General features: G+C 66.0%; 18 protein-coding genes and 1 pseudogene. 9 read left to right on the top strand and 10 right to left on the bottom strand.

Annotated features, from left to right (window positions below):
- Positions 1–173: 173 nt before the first annotated feature.
- From HGO92_RS18265 to HGO92_RS18255, 3 genes are read left to right on the top strand one after another with little or no spacing between them, the layout of a single operon-like run.
- Positions 174–1364, top strand: a complete 1191-nt coding sequence (locus HGO92_RS18265; protein WP_169997358.1) for an acyl-CoA dehydrogenase family protein — start codon at positions 174–176, stop codon at positions 1362–1364.
- Between the two features lie 45 nt (positions 1365–1409).
- Positions 1410–2207 carry an alpha/beta fold hydrolase gene (locus HGO92_RS18260; protein ID WP_169997356.1) on the top strand — a complete coding sequence of 266 codons (798 nt, stop codon included), beginning with the start codon at positions 1410–1412 and terminating at the stop codon, positions 2205–2207.
- Positions 2208–2250: 43 nt separating this feature from the next.
- Positions 2251–3057, top strand: coding sequence for an IclR family transcriptional regulator (locus HGO92_RS18255; protein ID WP_169997354.1), 807 nt, complete (start codon positions 2251–2253; stop codon positions 3055–3057).
- Here the strand turns inward: HGO92_RS18255 and HGO92_RS18250 are convergent.
- The 9 genes and pseudogenes from HGO92_RS18250 to gap all read right to left on the bottom strand — a co-directional run bounded on the left by HGO92_RS18250 (position 3054) and on the right by gap (position 13356).
- Complete coding sequence (locus HGO92_RS18250; protein ID WP_346769014.1) at positions 3054–3920, bottom strand: glycerate kinase; 867 nt, start codon at positions 3918–3920, stop codon at positions 3054–3056. The genes HGO92_RS18255 and HGO92_RS18250 overlap by 4 nt on opposite strands.
- Before the next feature lie 22 nt (positions 3921–3942).
- Positions 3943–4083, bottom strand: a pseudogene (locus HGO92_RS24540) (glycerate kinase); the annotation flags it as partial.
- Positions 4080–5069, bottom strand: a complete 990-nt coding sequence (locus tag HGO92_RS18245; RefSeq protein WP_169997352.1) for a 2-hydroxyacid dehydrogenase — start codon at positions 5067–5069, stop codon at positions 4080–4082. The gene HGO92_RS18245 and the pseudogene HGO92_RS24540, both read right to left, overlap by 4 nt.
- Positions 5070–6032 carry a hydroxymethylglutaryl-CoA lyase-like TIM-barrel protein gene (locus HGO92_RS18240; protein WP_169997351.1) on the bottom strand — a complete coding sequence of 321 codons (963 nt, stop codon included), beginning with the start codon at positions 6030–6032 and terminating at the stop codon, positions 5070–5072.
- Entirely contained in the window at positions 6029–7279 is a 1251-nt protein-coding gene (locus HGO92_RS18235) for a CaiB/BaiF CoA transferase family protein (protein ID WP_169997349.1), read from the bottom strand. Before HGO92_RS18235 ends, HGO92_RS18240 begins: the two co-directional genes overlap by 4 nt.
- Before the next feature lie 48 nt (positions 7280–7327).
- Positions 7328–8824, bottom strand: a complete 1497-nt coding sequence (locus HGO92_RS18230; protein WP_169997348.1) for a GntP family permease — start codon at positions 8822–8824, stop codon at positions 7328–7330.
- 598 nt (positions 8825–9422) lie between these two features.
- Positions 9423–11381: an IS1096 element passenger TnpR family protein gene (locus tag HGO92_RS24535; RefSeq protein WP_169997346.1), complete on the bottom strand. Its 1959-nt coding sequence runs from the start codon at positions 11379–11381 to the stop codon at positions 9423–9425.
- Between the two features lie 70 nt (positions 11382–11451).
- Positions 11452–12168, bottom strand: a complete 717-nt coding sequence (locus HGO92_RS23880; RefSeq protein WP_240974743.1) for a DUF2637 domain-containing protein — start codon at positions 12166–12168, stop codon at positions 11452–11454.
- 168 nt (positions 12169–12336) lie between these two features.
- On the bottom strand, positions 12337–13356 hold the full coding sequence (gap, locus tag HGO92_RS18215; protein WP_169997344.1) for a type I glyceraldehyde-3-phosphate dehydrogenase: 1020 nt from the start codon (positions 13354–13356) through the stop codon (positions 12337–12339).
- A gap of 105 nt (positions 13357–13461) precedes the next feature.
- Here gap and HGO92_RS18210 point away from each other — a divergent pair, with 105 nt between their 5' ends.
- The 5 genes from HGO92_RS18210 (at position 13462) to HGO92_RS18190 (ending at position 18703) form a co-directional block, all read left to right on the top strand.
- A complete protein-coding gene (locus HGO92_RS18210; protein ID WP_346769013.1) occupies positions 13462–14679 on the top strand; it encodes an ROK family transcriptional regulator in 1218 nt (405 codons plus the stop codon).
- Positions 14680–14863: 184 nt separating this feature from the next.
- Positions 14864–16051, top strand: coding sequence for a M14 family zinc carboxypeptidase (locus HGO92_RS18205; protein WP_346769012.1), 1188 nt, complete (start codon positions 14864–14866; stop codon positions 16049–16051).
- A 136-nt stretch (positions 16052–16187) separates the two neighbouring features.
- Entirely contained in the window at positions 16188–17888 is a 1701-nt protein-coding gene (locus HGO92_RS18200; protein ID WP_169997340.1) for a serine hydrolase domain-containing protein, read from the top strand.
- A 28-nt stretch (positions 17889–17916) separates the two neighbouring features.
- Positions 17917–18258 (top strand): metalloregulator ArsR/SmtB family transcription factor, encoded by a 342-nt coding sequence (locus HGO92_RS18195; RefSeq protein ID WP_169997338.1) that lies wholly within the window; start codon positions 17917–17919, stop codon positions 18256–18258.
- Complete coding sequence (locus tag HGO92_RS18190; protein WP_169997336.1) at positions 18251–18703, top strand: SRPBCC family protein; 453 nt, start codon at positions 18251–18253, stop codon at positions 18701–18703. Before HGO92_RS18195 ends, HGO92_RS18190 begins: the two co-directional genes overlap by 8 nt.
- 20 nt (positions 18704–18723) lie before the next feature.
- Here HGO92_RS18190 and HGO92_RS18185 read toward each other — a convergent pair whose 3' ends face one another.
- Positions 18724–19671: an NAD(P)-dependent oxidoreductase gene (locus tag HGO92_RS18185; protein ID WP_169997334.1), complete on the bottom strand. Its 948-nt coding sequence runs from the start codon at positions 19669–19671 to the stop codon at positions 18724–18726.
- Positions 19672–19773: 102 nt separating this feature from the next.
- Between HGO92_RS18185 and HGO92_RS18180 the strand changes: the two genes are divergently transcribed.
- A complete protein-coding gene (locus tag HGO92_RS18180) occupies positions 19774–20595 on the top strand; it encodes an ankyrin repeat domain-containing protein (protein WP_169997333.1) in 822 nt (273 codons plus the stop codon).
- Positions 20596–20648: the final 53 nt, after the last annotated feature.

Here is a 20648-nt window from a genome sequence, read left to right as displayed (position 1 = left end):
GCTCTTCGCCGTCCAATATGTTCTGTATCGTGTCTTAGCTTCCCCTGTTTGTCGGGAAATTTCAAGGCTTTCTGCGCCAGTTCATGATTGCCGCCCAAGCCCTTGTATCGCTTCAATATATTCTGTATCGTCGTGTATCAACCACAAACAGCCGCCGTTAACAAGGAGTCATCATGAGCTCGCAGATCACCGACACCCCGACTATCGCCGCCGGCAAGCAGCTGGATGAACTGCGGGCACGCACCCGCGAACTGTGCGCCCGCTTCCCCGACGAATACTGGCGGGAGACGGACCGCGAACGGCGCTACCCGCAGGAATTCGTCGACAGCCTGACCGAGGCAGGCCTGCTCTCCGCACTGATCCCCACCGAGTACGGCGGCCTGGGCCTCGGACTGACGCAGGCCAGCGTCATCATGGAGGAAATCAACCGCTCGGGCGGGCACTCCGCCGCCTGCCATGCGCAGATGTACACGATGGGCGCGCTGCTGCGCCACGGCAACGATGCACAGAAGGACGCCTACCTGCCGGAAATCGCCGCCGGGCGCCTGCGCCTGCAGGCCTTCTCCATCACCGAGGAGAAAGCCGGCTCGGACACCACCAGCATCGAAACCGCCGCCGTACGGGATGGCGACGACTTCGTGATCACCGGCCACAAGAACTGGACCAGCCGCATCCTCGACACGGACCTGGCCTTCGTGCTAGCCCGCACATCGGAAAAAGGCCAGGACAAGACCCACGGCCTGACCCTCTTCCTGGTCGACCTGCGCCAGGTCCGCGCCGAGCAGCCCGAGACCCTCGAGGTCGTCCCGGTGCGCACCATGTTCAACTACGCCACCAACCAGGTCTTCTACAAGGGCATGCGCGTGCCCGCATCAGCGGTCATCGGCGAGGTCGGCAACGGCTTCCGCTACGTCATCGACGGCTGGAACGCCGAGCGCATCCTGCTGGCCTCCGAAGCCATCGGCGACGGCTACTGGTTCACCCAGCGCTCCACCGACTACGCCAACACCCGCGAGGTCTTCGGCCGCAAGATCGGCTCAAACCAGGGCGTGCAGTTCCCGATCGTCGACGCCTACATGAAGATCCGCGCCGCAGACATGATGCGCTTCGAGGCCGCCCGCCTGTTCGACGCCGGCGAACCCTGCGGCGCGGAGGCCAACATGGCCAAGCACCTCGCCTCCGAGGCCAGCTGGGCCGCCGCCAACGCGGCCGTCGACACCCACGGCGGCTACGGCTTCGTCGACGAGTACGACGTCGAACGCAAGTTCCGCGAAACCCGCATGTTCCAAGTGGCGCCGGTTAACAACAATATGATCAAAGCCTTCGTGGGAACTAAGGTATTGGGACTGCCGCGGTCCTACTAGGACGCCTGCTCAGTTCTGCTAAGTCGCCGAAGTCGAGGGATGATCATGCCAAAGTTCACCTGTCCTGATGGCCTTGATGTTGCCTACCAAACCAGCGGCCAGGGCGCACCTCTCCTGCTGTTGAGCGGCCAGGGGAATGGGATGGGCTGGTGGGATCCGATCGTCGCCGATTTCGAGCCCGACCATCTGGTCATCCGTTTCGACTATCTGGGAACCGGCGGCAGCGACGCGCCGGCATCCGGCTATTCCCTTGGCAGGTTCGCCGATGATGCCGCGGCATTGCTGGACCATCTGGGAATAGAATCAAGCGCCGTCTACGGCACCTCCATGGGCGGAAAGGTGGCGCAGCAACTGGCACTGCGCCACCCTGCGCGCGTCAGCACCCTCGTCATCGGCTGCTCCTCCACCGGAGGAGCAAATACCCTCAGGATGTCCAAAGAGATCAGCTCCCGCATCGCAGATCCGGCGACCAAGGAAGCAGTCCTGACCGAACTCATGTACTCACCCGCATGGACCGCCGAGAACCCCGGGCCCCATGCCACGTTGGGGGAAGCAACCACTCCCCAGGCTCGACTGGGCCACCGGCGGGCAAGCAACGGTCACGATGCGTGGGACCAGTTGGGCGCCATCGCGGTTCCGACGCTGATTCTGCACGGCAGCGATGACCTGATGGTTCCGCCGGGCAATGCCGAGCTCCTGGCCGGGCGGATCCCCAATGCCCAAGTACGGATCATTCCCGGCGGACGCCATGCGTACTTCGAAGAGTGCCGCCAGGTCGCCAGCCCGATCGTCCTGGATTTCCTCGCAGGGGTGCTGTCCGTACCTTCGGGCGACGCAAGATAGGCACCATTGGACTGCCCTACGGCCAGCGTCTAGCGTAAGTCTTATGTCAGGGGAACCCACAGGAAAAGCAACAGCAAAGGCGAACAACAATCCGCTGCTTGTGCTGGGCAAAATCACGTCGATCCTCGATGCCTTCTCGCTGACGCGGCCGGTGCTGACGCTGGCGGATATCCGCGAGGCAACGGGCATGCCGACGTCCACTGTGCAGCGGCTGGTCACCAACCTGACATCCCAGGGCTTCCTCGACCGCGAGGAGGATGCCTACCGGATCGGCCTCAAAATGGCGTACTGGGCGGCGCCGGCAACGCGAGGCAAAGCCGTTCTCGACGTCATCGGTCCGCTGCTGAAGGACCTGCGCGATGCAACGGGTGAGACGGCCTGCTTCTTCCGCGCCGAGCAGCACTACCGCGTCTGCGTAGCCCTGGCGGAAACCCGGCACGCCCTCCGGCGGGAAATGCACCTGGGCAAAATCCTGCCGCTGCATGCCGGATCGGCCGGACGGGTCATTCTCGCCTGGGACCCGGAGCTGCTGGCCGAACTGGTCAAGAACCCGCTGCCGCCGCTCACCGAATCCACGATCACCAGTTCCGAAGACCTCGAGACTGTCGTGAAGCAGACCCGGACCGACGGTTTCGCCATCACCACCGAAGAGCGCGAGTCCGGGGCATCCGGCTTGTCCGCCCCGGTCTTCGACTCCGCAGCCGGCCTGGTCGGCGCCGTGACGATCAGCGGCCCGACCATGCGGATGCCCCGGCAGGTCTGCGAGGACTGGGTCGAGACCCTCCTGCAGACCGCCGAACGCATGACGCGGCTCATCGGCGGACGCTTCCCCGGCGAGCCAAAGGCCTAGTTCTGCAGCATTCCGACGCCGGGTAGCTGGCCGCCGTCGGACAGCGAATTAACGACGACGGCGATGTCCGTGCCCGCTTTGCGCATCGCGGCGGCGTCCGAGGCGACCAGCACGTCGGCGAAGTTCTCCCGGTAGTCACCCAGGTCTGCCGAGACGGAGCCGACGACGGCGAAGACCGGCAGGCTGCGGCCGATCTTCCGCACGCGCTGCAGGATGGCCGAAATGATCTTGCCCTCCGAGGTCTGCGAATCCAGCCGCCCCTCGCCGACCACCACGGCGGTGGCCTGCTCCAGTTCCCGGTCGAACCCCACGGCATCGAGCACCGCGTCGGCGCCGGAGACCAGCTCCGCGCCGAAATGTGCCCACATGCCGCCGGCAAAACCACCGGCCGCACCGCTGCGCGGGACACAGGTCGGGTCGCGCGGGAACTCTGTGGCCTGCCGCGCCAACCGTTCCTCAAGCACTTTCACGGTGGCGGGATCGGCGCCCTTCTGCGGCCCGAAGACCCGTGCCGCGTCCACGAACGTGGTGGTGACATCGGAGAGCACGGTCAGCCGGGCGCCGCGCAGTCCGCCGGCGTCCTGGATTGCCCGCACCGCGCCGGCACCGCCGTCGGTAGTTGCCGAACCGCCCGCAGCGACCAGAATCTTCCGCGCACCGAGGCGCGCGGCCGCGGCGATCATCATCCCGGTTCCGTAGGTGCTGGCGGCCACGGGGTCACGGGCGCCGTTGTGCGTCATGGTGATTCCGCTGGCCTGGGCCAGTTCGACGACGGCGGTGCCGCCGTCCGCCGTGATTCCGATTTCCGCGCGGGCCGGGCTCCCCCCACGGATTCTGTACTTCCACGGGCACTGGCCGGGCACCTAGTCCTCGGCAGAGCGCCTCGAAGGAACCCTCGCCGCCGTCGGCCACGGGTAGCTGGACCGCGTGGCCGCCGGCGTCGGCAACCCCTGAGGCCACGGCGGCCGCGACTTCCGCCGCGGTGTACGTTCCTTTGAAGCTGTCCGGCGCGATCAGGATGCTCATGCCCACGCATCCGGGTTGACGGCATGCGGCGGGACCCGGCCCTCGGCCATGGCCACAGCGTTCAGCGCGCTCAGCCGCGCCATTTCGCTGCGCACCGGAACCGTAGCACTGCCGACATGCGGCAGCAGGACCGTGTTGGGCAGCTCCGCCAGGCCCGGGGCCAGCCGGGGCTCGTCCTCGAAGACGTCGAGGCCGGCGCCGGCGATCGTACCGTTCCGCAGCGCTTCCACGAGCGCGGCTTCGTCCACGATCGGGCCGCGGGCCGTATTGATCAGGATGGCGCCGGGCTTCATCCGCGCCAGCACGTCGGCATCCACCAGGTGCCGGGTCTGCTCATTCAGCGGGACGTGGACGGAGAGGAAGTCGCTGCACTCCACCAACTCGGTCCACGGCACCTGCCGTACCTTACCGGCGAATTCGCCCAGCTCCTCGTCGCTGACCGGCCGGTCCCCCGGCGGCCGTGGCGCGAAGATCACCTCCATGCCGAACCCCATGGCGCGGCGGGCGGTGGCCCGGGCAATCCGGCCGAACCCGGCCAGCCCCAACACGCGGCCGGACACGTCGTGGCCCAGCATCAGTTCGGGCTCCCAGCCGTGGAACTTCCCCTCGCGCACCAACCGGTCCGCCTCCACGACCCGCCGGGCGGTCCCGAGGATCAGCAGCAGGGCGATGTCCGCCGTCGCGTCGGTGAGCACGCCCGGCGTATTGCCCACCATGATGCCGTTGGCGGTGGCAGCGTCCACATCAATATTGTTGTAGCCCACCGCATAGTTGGAGACACCGCGCAGCCGCGCCCGCGACAACAGCGGCGCGTCAACCTGATCACGCAGCTGCGTCAGCACGACGTCGTAATCGCCGGAGGCGCAGAGCTCGCCCAGCGTTTCATAGTCCGGCGGCTCCGGCAGCACGGTGACCTGCCCGGCCGCCTCAAGCAGCTCCAGGCCGGGCGAGGGAACGGGCGTGGTGACGAGGAACCGGGCGCCCATTCAGAGCCCCCTGTCGCAAACGGGTTCGCGGTCAGAGGCGATGACCCACTCGAAGGCTTCCGCCTTGGAGCGGGCGCCCTGGGCCGACTTGGAGCGGTTGGGCTCGCCCAGTTCCGCCAGCAGTTTTTCGGACAGGTCAACCAGTCCGGCGAAGGTGTCCGGTGTGAGCCCCTCGGGCCGGGTGGCGAATAGGATGTCCTCCGTGGAGGTGTTGCCGCTGGCACCCGGGGCGAAGGGGCAGCCGCCCAATCCGCCCAGGGCCCCGTCCACCAGGGTGGCGCCGGCCGCGATGGCTGCCAGCGTGTTGGCCACGCCGAGGCCCCAGGTGTCATGGCCGTGGTAAACGATCCGCCGTGCCGGGGACTCGTCGCGCACGCGGGAGATCAGGCTGGCTACCTGTGCCGGGACCGCTTGGCCCAAAGTGTCACAAATAACGACGTCGCAGGTGCCTTCCGCCCGCGGGTCATTGGCAATCGCGAGCACCCGTTCCTCGGGCACGATCCCCTCGAACGGGCACGTGAAGGAGGTGGCGATGCAGAGCTGGATCTGCCCGTTGACGGCGCGGGCATGTGCCACGGCCTCGGGCAGTGCGGCGAGGCTGGCATCGGTGCTGCGGCCAATGTTGGCCTGGTTGTGGGAGTCCGACGCCGAAAGGCAGTACTGGAAATTCCGCGCTCCGGCCGCCGCGGCCTTGGCCACATGTCCCGGCGTTGCCACCCAGATCCAGCATTTCTGAAGTTCCTCCGCCGTCAGTGCCTGCACCACTTCAAGTGTGTTGGCCATGGTCGGCACCAGATCCGCCCGGGCCATGGAGCCGAGCTCGATGGACGGTACGCCCAGCCGCAGCAGTTCGCGGACGGTCTCGACCTTGCGTTCGGTGGAGAGCATCTTGCCGGTCAGCTGCAGCCCGTCGCGCAGCGTGACGTCCCGCAGTTCCGCGCGGGGTTCCAAGGTGAAACTCATGCCTGCAGTGCCTCCTCGCGGCTCGAGGCCGCATTGATTTGTTCGGTGTCCATGCCCAGCAGTCCGCCGAGAACTTCGTCTGTATTCTCGCCCAGATCCGGGCCGAGGTTGCGGATGGGCAGCGACTGCCCGCCGATCACCGGCACGATCCCCGGGAAGCCGACGTCGGAAAGCACTTCCTCGCCGGTGGACACGTCGAACTTCTGAATCATGTTCCGCGCCGCGTACTGGTCATCGGCGACGATGTCCTCCGCTGTGTAGATGGGGCCGGCCGGCACCCCGGCGGCGTCCAGTGCGGCGAGGGCGTCCGCGGCCGGAAGCCCGGCGGCCCAGTCGCCGATCGCCGCATCCAGTTCCTCACGCCGTGCCCAGCGGAGGGCGTTGGACTGCAGCCCGGGGTCCGAACCCAAGTCCGGGCGACCGATGGTTTCCATGTACCGCAGGAAAATGCCGTCCCCGTTGCCGGCCACCACGATGCTGGCGCCGTCCGCGCAGACGTAGGCGTTGGAGGGCGCGATGCCTTCCATCCGGCCGCCGGTGCGTTCGCGGCGCACGCCGTACGCCTCGTAGTCCGGCACGAGGGATTCCATCATCGAGAACATCGCCTCGTTCAACGCGACGTCGATAATCCGCTCCGGCAACGCAACAGCGGAACCCGAGCTCCGCCGTCGTGCTTCGCGCTGGAAAAGGCTCATCATGGAGCCGAAGGCGGCGTACAGGCCGGCGATCGAATCGCCGATCGAGACACCGACGCGGACGGGGGCGCGGTCCGGATCCCCCACCAGGTTGCGGAAGCCGCTGTAGGCCTCGGCGACCGCGGCGAAGCCGGGGCGTACGGAGAGCGGGCCGGTCTGGCCAAAGGCGGAGACCCTCGTGATGATCAGCTCCGGGTTGGCGTCGTTGAGCACCTCGGGCCCGAGACCCCACTTCTCCAGGGTGCCCGGCCGGAAGTTCTCCAGCAGGATGTCCGACTTCGCCGCCAGTTCCAGCACCGCCTGGCGGCCGGCGTCGGTGCGCAGATCCAGCACCACAGACTTCTTGTTGCGGTTGATGGTCCGGTACAGCATGGACGTGTCGCCCTTGTGCAGGCGCCAGTTCCGCAGCTCGTCGCCGGTGCCCGGGCGCTCCACCTTGATCACCTCGGCGCCGAAATCGGCCAACAGCCGTCCGGCGGTGGGGGCGGCAATGTAGTTGCCCAGTTCAAGAACGCGCACGCCGTCCAGCGGGGCGATGGGTGTCTGTGTCATAACTCTTTCCTCGATAGTGCAGTACGTCTGGCGGCCGCGATCAGGCGGCTAGAAGAGCAGGCTCATGGGCATGATCAGCAAAATTGCGACGACGGAAGCCACCGACACGCCGACCGTCACCGACTTCAGGGCGCCCCGGACGCTCTGGCCGAGCAGCGATTGCAGCAGCCAGAAGGTGTTGCTGGTGACGTGCACCATGAACAGCGAGCCGGCGCCGGCGGCGAGGGCGATCAGGACGGGATCGATGCCGATGGCCGGCGCGATCGGGGCCAGCAGGCCCGCGGCGGTGATGGCCGAGAGGGTCACGGAGCCGACGGCGATGTGCAGCAGGGCGGCAATGCCCCAGACCACGAGCAGCGGAGCCACCGTGCTGGCGGAGAAGAAGCCGCCGAGGATGTCGCCCAGTCCCGCGGCGCCTACTGTCGCGGCGAGCGAACCACCGACGCCGGTCAGGATGAGGATCTGTCCGCTTTCCTTGAAGCCCGTGGCGATGGCGGTTTCCACCCGCTTCTGGCCCACCGTGTAACGGCCCATGACGCCGGTGCCGATCAGGCCGATCAGCAGGGCGATGACGGGCTCGCCCAGCAGCTGCAGCCAGGCCATCTCGATCTTCAGGATTTCCAGGATCGCGCCGGCGCCGATGAGCAGCAGCGAGACCAGCAGCGGGGCGAAGAGCACCAGCAGCGGAGCTTCGCGTTCCTTGTCCGCCTCGGCCACGGCGACCGAAGCGCCGGCCGGAACAGGTTCAGTTACGGCACCGTCACCGTTGGAGCGGCCCGAGTGGCCCGGAGCGCCCGTGCCGTTGCCGGTGCTGCCGCTGCCGGCACCGGTATCTGTACCGGCCGCAATCGTCTCGGTCCCTGCGGCGGAGGTATCGTCGTCGTCCTCCTCGAGGTAGATGTGGTCCTCATCCTTCTCTTCGTTCCAGAAGCCCCTGCGGAACAGGAACGTCATGATGGCGATCGAGATGATGATGGTGGGGACGATCAGGATCAGGCCGAAGATCATCATCTTGCCCAGCGGCACGCTCAGCAGGCCGGCCAGGGCCAGCGCCGCGACGCCCGGAACCATGAAGACAATGCCGCATTCGAGTGCGATGGCCATGGCCGTGGCCATCCGCGCCGTGCCCAGCTTGCCGATCCTCGGCGCGAGCTTGCGGGCCAGCGGCGCGGAAATCACCAGCAGCACGTCCAGGAAGATGGACTGCAGCGCGGTGCCGAGGGCCAGACCCATTGTGTAGGGCAGCCGCTTGGGGCCGAAGACGTGTAGCAGGTGCTCCACCAGGCGGCGGATTGCTCCGGTCTCGTTGAGGATAGAGCCCATTAGCACGCCGAAGGCAATCAGCAGGCCGACCTCGACCATGATTTCGCCGAAGCCGCCGGTGATCGTCTCCACCGTCTTGGTTACGCCAAGCCCGGCCGAGAGCCCCAGGTAGACGGAGCCGATGACCAGGGAAATAACGGGGTTGACCTTGAACCTGACAATCAGCACCACGGTGGCAAGCACAGCCACCGCAGTGTTGATCAAGATAGCCATATCGGACATGGGAAGAATCCATTCAGTCGAGCCTTCAGCACTGGAGGCTGCGTACGAGTTTAGCTGTGACGGGAAGCACAGCAATCATCCCATATTATGGGTTCTGACTCACATTGCAAGACTTAGGGCGAAGAATTACGACATCGACGACGTCCCGCACTCTGATTTGCTGTAGAGCCTGACCCATCCAGCGTTCATAGCCCGCGGAACATGTACCCCGCCTCAGCCAGGTGTCGCAGCGCTTCCAAGGACTCGTTGGCCTCGTCGACGTCAAGCTAGCCGATGAGGAAGGACGCATCGTACTCACCAAAGATCGCAACTTCCGCGACGGCCACCTCTTGCGGGGCTCCCCGCGGCTGTCGCCACCGGCAACATCACCAACTCCGCGCTTCTGTCACTTTTCGAGGTGAATCTGCCGGCTATTACCGCTGTTCTTGACGAGTCTGACTACATCGAGTTGGGTCCGCAATTCTTGGCCGTGCACCGTCGCCGCGAAGACGGCCATGCTCCATGACCCACGGACCATCCTCAACTCCGGCGGGCAATCGAGCGCGAATGATGCAACTGCCCGAACGGCCACCTACCGGTCTGCCGCGGCCCGGGGTCATTATTTGGTCAGCAGCAGCGCTTCGAGGGACTCGTTGACCTCGTCGACGTCGAATTCCTTCGGGTCGATGATTTCGCCGCGCTGTAGCCCCAACCACTCGCACACCTCCGCGTGCTCCGGGTGCTGCGCGTCGTTGGCAGCCTCCATCATGGCCATCCAGCCCCAAACTCCCCCGCTGTCCTCGCGCGGCGCCTGCCCGCGGCCGCCGGTACAGCGCGGGAGTTGGTCGCCTTCGGACGGGTCCAGTACCTTTTCCAGCGTGATGACGTGCTCCCAGTCGTCGCCGAAGTCATACGTGTAGACGAACTTGTCCCCCTCGGCCTCAAGGATTTCATGCAGCGAAACGGTCCGCTCGTCGATTTCCGAGTCGCCGAAGGGCTCCGGATCCACCGGTCCGTAGAGCGTTCCCGGCCAGTCGCCCTCACGGAAGTTGTGCAAGTGGTAGTCCATCCATTCGAACGACGCCTGGATGGTGTTGTGCAGTTCGTCCAGCCGGACGGAGGACGGGACCAGGAGTCGGCGCCAGATTGGCGGCTTGGAGTTCCTGAGCATGATCTTCAGCTGATAAACGGACGACGGCGGCGCCTCCTTCCGCGTTTCGGTGGAGGTTTTATTCTGGCTGGCTGGACGGCTGGCGGGAGCTGGTTTTCGCTTCACCGCTCCCTGCTCGCGCTCCGCGGCTTGGTCGGCGGCCCAGGCCGCTCGCGCAGCCACCATATCGGGGTGATCTTCCGGATAGACAACGTCCAGGTCGAACTCGTCCTCAAAGGCCTCCGCGACGCACTGGATCAGCGGTGCCGGAACCCGAATGTGGGTGTCGATCTCGAGGAGCCCGAGCTCGGCCAGCGCCTTTAGCCGGGTCAAGGACATCCGTGTAACGTGGCCGGCCATGGCCTTTTCGTCTTCCGGCGCATAGTCCTCCGCCGCCAGGAGCCGGTCGACCTCTGGCGGATCATCCGTGGTCGCGGCGGCCAATGCTGCTACCTGGAGGATGGCTGACGACTCTTCCCAAGGCCCGAAACCTTCCGATTCCAGGACAGCGTTGCGCAGGAACTCGCCGATAAAGAAGCGGTAATCATCTGCCATTTCCGATGGGCTGCCGCCCAGGAAGGCATTCGGATCCTTGTGCGGCACGGCTTTTGTGGACAGGACCTCAATCACCTCGGTGTCAATGAGCGTCTTCCAGATCCGGCTCAGCAATCGGATCTCATGCATCGATTGCACGATCATTGTCGCGGAGGAGGGCTGTTCTACGGCGACATCAGCCAGACCTGGAATGACGTCTTCAGCAACAGACGACTGTTTCCTGGCGCCGCGGGCAGATACCCCCACGCAGGCGGCAGCCGCCTCAATGTCCTTCAGCCGCAGCACCCCCGTAGCCGTGACAGGTTTCCCCTCGCCAAGCCACTCCACCAAGGCACGGGCACGCTGGATCAAGGGCAGCGACTCCAGAGCGTTTGCGGCTTCCTCCTCCGACAACTCGGGCACGGTTATCACCGGCTGCTCCGGCGGGGTGTTCGCGTCTTCTCGCACCAAGGCATGCACGGCTTCGTAGTCCGCCTCGGTTCCGCTCCAGTTGCCCGATTCGCGCAGGAAATCGATGAACATGTGTAGAACAGTGGTAATCATCAACGCACGGCTTGGCTCCGCTTCCTCCACAATTTCCAAGAGCGTGCCAATGGCCTCGGGCTCGAAAGCAGTGGCAGAAGCGACGCCTGTAACCTCGAAATAGGCCCCCACCGCTGACGTAATGACGTCGATACAGACCAGTGCCTCTTCCGCCGGACCGAAGGAACCGCCAAACCAGTCGACGAAACCGGGAACCAGTGGGGACAGTTCCCGTTCGGCCCTGTAACGGCTCAGCGAGACGGCAGGGGAACCCGACGACGCCGGAGAGTGCCCGGACTTGGGACGCCGGGTGGTTTTCTTGGCCGAGCGGTTCTTGTTCTTCTTCGCCACTGACAATGCCCTTCGCGAGTGGATGTGCCTCCCCAGTACGCTACGGGGCGCATGCCCGCTGCTTCAACTGCTAGCGCTGCGCCAGAACTTCCGGGTCTTCGGCAGCCAGGGCGCTGACCGTCTCGTCATAGAGGGGTGCCGGGCCTTCGGCGGTCACCGGGCCAGCCGACGGCGTCCGCTGCGGCATGGTCGCCGCAACCCGAGGCGGGGCAACAGGAGCGGCAGGAACGGCAGGAGCGGCAGCCTGCATCATTTCTTCAGCCGACCAATCGCCGTCGTACTCGTGGGAGTAGTAGCCGTGGGCAGCGGCTTCGGCCTCGGCGATCGCCTCTTCCTCGGCCCGCTGCTGGGCGACTTCGGCGCGCTTCTGGTACATGTGCACGGTCAGGTGGGTGATGGCCAGCAGCACCACCGGCGGCATCGCGGCCACCAGCGCGGAGACGATCGGCGGAATGCCCGAGGCCATCTTGTCCACGGTGAGGATCGCGTGTACGGAGTTGGCGGCGGTGGAGACGATCGCGCCGAAGAAGAGGAGTGACCAGGGGTAGATCATGGCGCGGCGGCCGTGGCCATTCAGCGCGACTATGGCCACTGTGGAGGCGACGATCATGCCGTCCACGATGATCGGCCAGATCCAGGCCAGGCGCGGTTCGATGCCGGAGCGCTGCGCCAGATCGGTCAGGGCGGCGAAGGAGAGTACAAAGGCACCGATCGCGATCAAAACCGTGGCGCCGACGGCGGTCCTCAGGACGGCCTTGTGCGGCTCGTTGGGAATCTTGTTGGCCATGTCCGTGGCTGCCTTCTGCTTGAACCGTGCCGGCGGACCGGCAGGGACGCTGAGGGCCCCGGAAGATTCTACTGTGGCAACACGAAGGTGCGGTGCATTTGGGCGAACGACGTCGGGTGCCCGGCTCCTTGTGAGCCAGGCACCCGACGTCGTTGTTTAGGAAAGACCTTAAGAGAGCTTGGACGCCACCAGCGAGGTCAGGTCCACGAGGCGGTTGGAGTAGGCCCACTCGTTGTCGTACCAGGCGACCACCTTGACCTGGTTGCCGATGACCTTGGTCAGGCCGGAGTCGAAGATGGCCGAGGCCGGATCGGTGACGATGTCCGAGGAGACGATCGGTTCATCGGTGTAGGTCAGGATGCCGGCCCACTGCTCTTCGGCCGCGGCGGCCTGGTAGGCGGCGTTGACTTCCTCGGCGGTGACCTCGCGGCCCACGGTGACGGTCAGGTCAGTGGCGGAGCCGGTGGGAACGGGGACGCGGATGGCAAAGCCGTCCAGCTTGCCCTTCAGCTCCGGCAGCACCAGGCCGATCGCCTTGGCGGCGCCGGTGGAGGTGGGCACCATGTTCAGCGCGGCGGCACGGGCCCGGCGCAGGTCCTTGTGCGGGCCGTCCTGCAGGTTCTGGTCCGCGGTGTAGGCGTGGATGGTGGTCATGAGGCCGTGCTCGATGCCGAAGTTGTCGTTCAGCACCTTGGCCAGCGGGCCCAGGCAGTTGGTGGTGCAGGAGGCGTTGGAAATGATGTTGTGCGCGGCGTCGTCGTACAGTCCGTCGTTGACGCCCATGACCACGGTGAGATCCTCGCCGGAGGCCGGGGCGGAGATCAGGACCTTGCGGGCGCCGGCGACCAGGTGCTTCTCCGCATCCGCTGCGTTAGTGAAGAAGCCGGTGGACTCGATCACGATGTCCACGCCCAGCTCGCGCCAGGGCAGGTTGCCCGGATCGCGCTCAGCCAGCACCTTGACGGTCTTGCCGTCGACCACCAGGTTGCCGTCCTCCACCCGGACCTCGGCGGCGAGCCGGCCGGTGACCGAATCGTACTTGAGCAGGTGGGCCAGCGTCTCGGGGCTGGTGAGGTCATTGACCGCTACGATCTCGAGGTCCGCGCCCAGCTTGCCCTGCTGCAGAGCGGCGCGGAAGAAATTGCGGCCGATGCGTCCGAAACCGTTGATTCCAATACGAGTGCTCATGTGGAGGTTCTCCTTCAGCGCAACAGCGCCATTTGATTTAGTGTCTAAATTTAAACTCCATTACTATTGTCTAGAACAACCGGCCCGACGTCAAGAGGAACTTTCGTGGACAAGACAGCCAGCACCCCGCAGGCCTTGCGGCGGACCAACCTGAAGGCCGTCCTGGAGGTCATGCGCGACGCCGGAGCCATGACGGGAACGGACTTGATCGAGGCAACAGGACTGACCCGGGCCACCGTGATCGCGGTCTGCGACGACCTGATCCGTCGTGGCTGGGTGCGCGAGCTGGAGGGCGAACGGAGCTCCGGCACGCAGAAGGGCCGGCCGGCACGACGCTTTGAGTTCAACGCTTCCGCAGGGTGCGTCCTGGGGCTCGACGTCGGCCTGGCCACCGTCACCGTCCTGGTCGCCGGGCTCACCGGGCAGATACTCGGCCGGGCCGCGGAGCGCTTCAGCAAGACCGCCGATGAAGCCGGGCGGCGTACCACCATAGCTCGGACCACGGATCGGGCCCTGGCGGAGGCGGGCCTGCCGCATTCGGCCGTGCTCGCCGTCGGGATCGGGCTGTCCACTGCAGTGGACCGCCACGGCAACATCACCAAGGGCCTGCAGCTGAGTGAGCATTTCGACATCGGCCTGCAGACCGAGCTGTGGCAAGAGCACGGCTGGCCGGTCCTGCTGGAGAACGATGCGAACCTGGCCGCCCTCGGCGAGCACTGGTGCGGCGTCGGCGCCGGAGTCGACGACCTTGCCGTGATGCTGGCCGGCGAGCGGCTTGGCACGGGTCTGCTCGAATCCGGCCGGCTGCTCCACGGCAGCAACGGCGGCGCCGGCGAAGTAGGCACGCTGGAACTCGTCGACGGCGTCGGCAGCCAGGACGGCATCGCCCGGCTGGCCCGGCACTGGGGCACCGCCGCGCTGGCCGAGGGCAAGCCGACGCTTATCCGGGACCTGGTGGGCCCGCACACCGCGCGTGTCTCCGCGAGGTTTGTGTTCGAGGCAGCGGCCAAAGATGACCCCGTCGCGCAGGAGATCCTGGAGCGCATCGGCCGCCGCATGGCGCGCGTGATCTCCCTGCTCGGCACGTTCCTGAACCCGGAACTGGTGGTCATCGGCGGGGCCGTCTCCGCCTCGGCCACCGCCCTGCTGCCGACCATCAACGCGGAACTTCCGAGGTTGACCGGAACCCCGCCGCGAGTTGCCGTCTCCGAGCTGGGCGACGCGATTGTCGCGACGGGTGCCGTCCGGCTCGCCCTGGCTTACGTGGAAGACAACGCGCTGGCGCTCACACCGGCCGGCGCCGGGCAGGGCGCCGGCTTGTAAGACATTTGCCCGCGGCAACGGCTTTTTTCGTGCAAAACGTCTGCTGACGGACCGCGGCTCTGGCAGATCCGCGGGCGGTCGATTAGGTTCGAATTCGGCCATTGGTTTTTCCCAACCAATGGCCTCGCGCTGCCCGGCCCCAACCGGCGGCGCGATCATTCGCCTAACCTTTGGAGGACATGCAGTGACGCACTACCCCCAGCCCCAGTCCGGCTCCCGGCCCAAGCGGTACCGCACTCTCGCAGCCGCCGCAGCCATCGCCGTCGTACTCCCCTTTGGTTCGCTTGCCCCCGCGGCGGCCGACGCGAACTTCCCCTCGCCCGAGGGGCAGACCAACATTTCGAGCATCCTCACGTACTCGGACGTGGTGGCCGAGCTGCAGAAGCTCGAGCAGACCAGCCGCTACGATGTGGACGCCTTCACGCTGGAAGAAGCCGGCACGCAGGTCAGCACCTCGGAGCAGGGCCGCGACCTGTACGTGGCCACGGTCGGCAGCGGCGAGGAACATGTGTGGGTGCAGGGCCGGATCCACGGCAACGAACCCTACGGCACGGACTCCATCCTGACGCTGCTCAAGGACCTTGGCAGCAACGGCTCCTCAGACTATTCGCTGCTGCGCGAGAAGTTCACCTTCCACTTCATCCCCATGTACAACCCGGACGGGTCGGAGGCGAACATCCGTCACACGGTCCTCTGGGATCAGGAGACGGACGCGCCTGAGCTGGGCTCGGACGGCAAGCAGCAGCGGATCGACCTGAACCGGGACTGGACTACGGACGGTTTTGTCGCGGACGAGTCGCTGGCGTTCTACGAGTACTGGGCAACGGTCAAGCCGGACTTCGGGATCGACATCCACCACCAGGGCCTGAAAAAGGAGTGGGGAACCGGCGATGAAGTCACACTCTCGCTCGGCATCTCGCTGGCGCCCGGCGGCCCCACGCTGCCCGGGATCGAGAACGGCGCGTACGACGTGCTGACCCGCCAGATGCACGTCTACGTCTACGACCAGCTGGCCAAGTACGGCTCCATCAACATGGACCGCTACCAGGTGGGCAACGGGCTGGAGATCGACATTAAGGGCGGCGTGGTTTCGGCCATGATGCTCGGCCTCAACTACCAGAACCTCAACCCCGAGGGCCACTCCAACCCGGTGGTGTTCTTCGAGACGTCCGGCAATACCTCCGACGGCAGCCTCGGCCAGAAGGCGCGCGGCAAGTCCATCCGGCAGAACGTGCTGGCGATGAAAGAACTGCTGCTGGGCCTGGCCACCGGCGAAGTGCAGCAGGCCGACGCCGAACGCTGGGAAGACATCCCGCACCAGCCCGTCAACGGCTACCAGACGGACTACGCCGGAGTCATCCCGGTTCGGTAGGTCCGCTCGCATCGCTCCAGACCACTAACAACGACGGCGGACGGCTGGCTTGGGTGCCGGACGTCCGCCGTCCATTGTGCTCTGATGCGCCAGGCTCTACGGTGAATGAACCGCATTCCAAACCGCAGGAGCGGGCATGGGCAACATCCGCGAACGGAGGGGGCGGACGCCATTTCAGTTTCCGGCCGCCTTCACCCTCGCCTGTGCGGCCGTTTGCGTCCTCGCCGTCGGAATCTGCTTCGCGGCCTTCGGAATCTGGCCTGCTGTCACTGCCGCCGGCTCGGCGTCCTTCGGGACCGGGGAACCAACTGATGCCCCGGAGCCTGGCCGCGGTCCGCCCGACCGAGCCTTTGCGGCAGTTGACGCCTATCTGCAGGAACAGATTGACGCCATGGAGATTCCAGCAGTCGCCATCGCCATCATCAAAGACGGCCGGCCAGTACACCAGGCGGCGTTCGGCAGCGCCGATGACTCGGGACGCCCAATGACCGCACAGACGCCGGTGCTGCTGGCGTCGACCAGCAAATCCCTGACCGCCATCGCCGTGATGCAGCAGGTGGAAGCCGGCCGGTTGGAGTTGGACGAGCCTGTGCTGACCTACCTGCCATGGTTCAGCATGCGTGACAGCCGCGCAGCCGCAATCACGGTCCGCCATCTGCTCCACCAGACCAGCGGACTGTCCACGGCAGACGGCTCGGCCTTCGGTGCCTCTGACACTCAGGATCCTGATGCTCTGGAACAAGGCGTGCGGGATCTGGCAGATGCCAGCTTGGTCAGCGATCCCGGAGAGAGGTTCACCTATTCCAATGCCAACTACAACATCCTCGGCCTCCTGGTGCAGACGGTTTCCGGCCAGCCGTTCGGGGACTATATGCAGGATCATGTGTTCGTGCCGCTGGACATGGCCAACAGCCACACCACGCGGGCTGCCGCACGAGCGGACAGCTTGGCCGCGGGGTACTCGCTGTGGTTCGGCGCCTGGTGGCGGCAGACGGACGTGCCGGCAGCAGCAACAGGAATGCCCTCCACCACCATGTACTCCTCGGCTCAGGATCTCGGCCACGAACTGACCGCCTTGCTGGACGGCGGCGTCTACCTGGACCGCCGTATCCTCCGGCCGGAAAGTGTAGAGACGCTGCTGACACCCCGGGTCCGCGTGGACGAGTCCAAAAGGTACGCCATGGCATGGTTTGCCCGCCCCCTGTTGGAATCCACAAGCCCTGACGCACTGCCCCAAGCGGACGGCGATCTGCCGTTACTGCTGGAGCACCAAGGTGAATGGGGCAACACGCACACCTATCAGGCTCTGGTTCCGTCCTCCGGACTGGGCCTGGCCCTGCTGATCAACGGGAACGATACGTCCGCGCCGTCCCGGCTCCAGGCGCTGGACAGCAACGTCCTGCGGATTCTCCACGGGCAACCGCCTCAACCGCTGACCGCGCAGGAGGACTGGCTACAGCAGTACGGTTGGGCCGTCGCCCTGGGCCTGCTGTTTGCCGAAGTGGCGAGCCTTGCGCTGGCGCTCCGCGTCCTGGCACAGAAACGCACCGGTCCTCGCAGCAACGCGGCCCCGCGCCGAGGGATGATTATCCTCTGGACTGTCGCGGCAATGGCCCTCGATGCCTTCCTCATCTGGTTAGCATTCGTTTACGCGCCTGCCCGGTTCGAAACCTATCTTGCCGTCATCATCCACCAGTTTCCCGACGTCGGCGCCACGCTCGTACCGGCGCTGACAGTGGCCATAGTCTGCCCGCTCCCCAGGACCGCTTGGCTGCTCTCCCGGCTGCGCCGCCCCTCCCCGCCTCTTGACCGTACAACCAGCCGGATTTATAGTTAAGGAACTCATTAATTAAGGAGTTGCTTACGTGGCTGCATCGGACGAGCTGAGTGTTGTTTTCGCGGCGCTCGCCGACCCTACGAGGAGGGCCATCCTGTCGCGGCTGCGCCAGGGGCCCACCACTGTAGGTGAGCTCGCCGAGCCTTTCTCGATGAGCCGGCCGGCGATCTCGCAGCACCTGCGCGTCCTGCAGAACGCCGGGCTCATCGAACGCACCACGAGCGCGCAGTGGCGCACCTGCACCCTGCGCACTGAACCCCTCGACGACGTTTCGGCCTGGATCGACCATCACCGTGGTCTCTGGAACGAGCGTTTCGATCTGCTGGACGAGCGGCTCCGCGAACTGAAGGAGAGGTCATCCGATGGTTGACCAGGCCACACAAGAGAAGCAGTTCACCATCACGCGCGTCTTTGACGCGCCCCGCGAGGCTATCTGGCACGCATGGACGGACCCGGACGAAGCCGCACATTGGTGGCACCCGCGCGAGGTCCGGACGCCGCGTGAGTCTGTGCGCGTGGACCTGCGCGTTGGCGGCAGCTACGAGTACATCATGATCGCCCCTGACAACAGCGAGTACCCCACCGCCGGGGAGTATCTGGAGGTCGTCGAACCCGAGCGGCTGGTCTTCACCTGGGGCAGTCCGGGCGACGATCGGGCTGAAGTGCCCGTCATCACCGTCACTCTCACTGAGCTCGACGGCGACCGGACCGAGATGACGTTCCACTTGCGCGGCATCGAAGGCAAGCCGGGCGACGGCTTTGTCTACGATGGCTGGAACGAGGCGTTCGACGGTTTGGTCGAGCACCTCGACTGAACCGGAGCCTGCAGGACATCTCAGTTCAATTGGTTGATGGGCTCGCCCTTGGAGAAGGCGAGGATGTCGTCGAGCATCTGCGTATAGCCGAGCCGGTGGGCGCGCTGGGTCACGAACCCGATGTGCGGACTCAGGATCAGGTTCGGCGCGGACCTGAGCGGGCTGTCCGCCGGCAGCGGTTCCACGTCGAAGACGTCGAGGGCAGACGCCGCAATCCGCCCACCGCTGAGCGCGCGGACCAGCGCCGCCTCGTCCACCAGCGGGCCGCGGGAAGTGTTGACCAGCCTGCCCTCGGGGCCGAGCAGCTCCAGCTCGGCAGCGCCGACAATCCCGCGCACGGCGTCCGAGAGCCGCAAGTGGATGCTGACGATGTCGCCGCGGCGGAACAGCTCCGACTTGGTCACCAGTTCGACGCCGTGTTCGGCCGCGCACTCCTCGGTCAGGTGCGGGCTCCACGCGATGACCTTCATGCCGAAGACCTCGGCGTAGCGGGCCATCAGCGAGCCGAGTTTGCCCAGCCCCAGCAGGCCCAGGGTGGACCCGGCCAGGTCGATCCCGAGTCCGGCCTGCCACTTGCCGTTGCGGATGTCGCAATCGTTCTGCGGAATGTCCCGGGCCACGGCCATGATCAGCGCCCAGGCCAGTTCGGCCGTCGCGTTGGTGGACTGACGGGTGCCGCAGACGGCAATGCCGAGCCGCCTGGCTGCGTCCAGATCGATCGACGCGTTGGCCATGCCCGTGGTGGCGATGAGGCGCAGCCGCGGCAGCCGCTCCAGCAGTTCCGCCGTCATGGGCGTCCGCTCACGCATGACAACAACGACGTCGGCATCGCGCAACCTTTCGGCGAGCGCGTCCTGATTGTCGAGGTGGTCGGTGAACCGCTCGATACTCGCCTCCGGCGGGAGCTGTTCCCACGGGGCGCTGGCCAGAGCCACATCTTGGTAGTCATCCAGAATCACGATCTTCACGCTGCCCAGCGTAGCGCCTGGCTCGCCCCGAGGTGAGGCTGCGCAAATTAGACTGGGCGGATCCGGCATTTCACCGCCTGCCCTGACAGCTGGGAGTCCATCATGCGCACCTTTTATACGACTGCTCCTGCTGCCGCGGCCGTCGCGCTGCTGGGCCTTGCCTTGCTCACCGGTTGCGCCGCCGGAGAGGAAACGGATGGCACGTCCGGCACCCCGCCGTCGTCGTCCGTTGGTTTCAGCAGTCCGGCCCGCGCGTCCGGGGAAGCATCGCCGTCACCCAGCGCGCCCACGACCTCCGCTCCCCCGGCTCCCGAGGGCGAGGAATCGGACCGCCTGAACCGGCAGCTGCAGCAGGCCGCCGCCGACAACGACGCCGGGCAGATTGCCGAACTGCTGGAGCGCGGCGCGGAGCTGGAACACCGCAACGCGGAGGGCCGCACGCCGCTGGTCACCGCCACCAAGGCGAACAACATCGACGCCGCCCGCACGCTCATCGAGGCCGGCGCCGACGTGAACACGAAGGACAACATCGACGACTCTGCCTACCTGTACGCCGGTGCCGAGGGCTTCGACGAGATCCTGCAGCTGACGCTGAAGCATGGCGCGGATCTGTCCAGCACCAACCGCTTCGGCGGAACGGCACTCATCCCGGCCTGCGAGCACGCGCACACGTCGACGGTCCGGATCCTCATTGACGCTGGCGTCGACGTCGACCATGTGAACACTCCTGGTTGGACGTGCCTGCTCGAAGCCGTGGTCTTCGGCACCGGCAGCGAGGCGTACCAGGACACCGTCCGGCAGGTCATCGCCGCCGGAGCCGACCTCAACATTCCCGACGCCAACGGGGTGACGGCACTCCAGCATGCACAGGCCTTGGGCCAGACGGAGGTCGCTGCGCTGCTGCGGGAAGCGGGGGCGCGCTGATTGCACCCTGCGCACCCCTCGACATGTGACCAAATGGTCACCTATTATTAATA

The sequence above is a fragment of the Crystallibacter degradans genome (assembly GCF_012952295.1).
In the GTDB taxonomy this organism is placed as follows: Bacteria; Actinomycetota; Actinomycetes; order Actinomycetales; family Micrococcaceae; genus Crystallibacter; species Crystallibacter degradans.
This window is presented reverse-complemented; position numbering and strand designations above follow the sequence as displayed.

Bases quoted from the DNA above. Each gene is read 5' to 3' on its own strand.
- HGO92_RS18235 (WP_169997349.1), bottom strand. From the start codon at position 7,279: ATGACACAGACACCCATCGCCCCGCTGGACGGCGTGCGCGTTCTTGAA.
- HGO92_RS18200 (WP_169997340.1), top strand. From the start codon at position 16,188: ATGGGCAACATCCGCGAACGGAGGGGGCGGACGCCATTTCAGTTTCCG.
- HGO92_RS18265 (WP_169997358.1), top strand. From the start codon at position 174: ATGAGCTCGCAGATCACCGACACCCCGACTATCGCCGCCGGCAAGCAG.
- HGO92_RS18230 (WP_169997348.1), bottom strand. From the start codon at position 8,824: ATGTCCGATATGGCTATCTTGATCAACACTGCGGTGGCTGTGCTTGCC.
- HGO92_RS18260 (WP_169997356.1), top strand. From the start codon at position 1,410: ATGCCAAAGTTCACCTGTCCTGATGGCCTTGATGTTGCCTACCAAACC.
- HGO92_RS18180 (WP_169997333.1), top strand. From the start codon at position 19,774: ATGCGCACCTTTTATACGACTGCTCCTGCTGCCGCGGCCGTCGCGCTG.
- HGO92_RS18240 (WP_169997351.1), bottom strand. From the start codon at position 6,032: ATGAGTTTCACCTTGGAACCCCGCGCGGAACTGCGGGACGTCACGCTG.
- HGO92_RS23880 (WP_240974743.1), bottom strand. From the start codon at position 12,168: ATGGCCAACAAGATTCCCAACGAGCCGCACAAGGCCGTCCTGAGGACC.
- gap (WP_169997344.1), bottom strand. From the start codon at position 13,356: ATGAGCACTCGTATTGGAATCAACGGTTTCGGACGCATCGGCCGCAAT.
- HGO92_RS18245 (WP_169997352.1), bottom strand. From the start codon at position 5,069: ATGGGCGCCCGGTTCCTCGTCACCACGCCCGTTCCCTCGCCCGGCCTG.
- HGO92_RS18255 (WP_169997354.1), top strand. From the start codon at position 2,251: ATGTCAGGGGAACCCACAGGAAAAGCAACAGCAAAGGCGAACAACAAT.
- HGO92_RS18190 (WP_169997336.1), top strand. From the start codon at position 18,251: ATGGTTGACCAGGCCACACAAGAGAAGCAGTTCACCATCACGCGCGTC.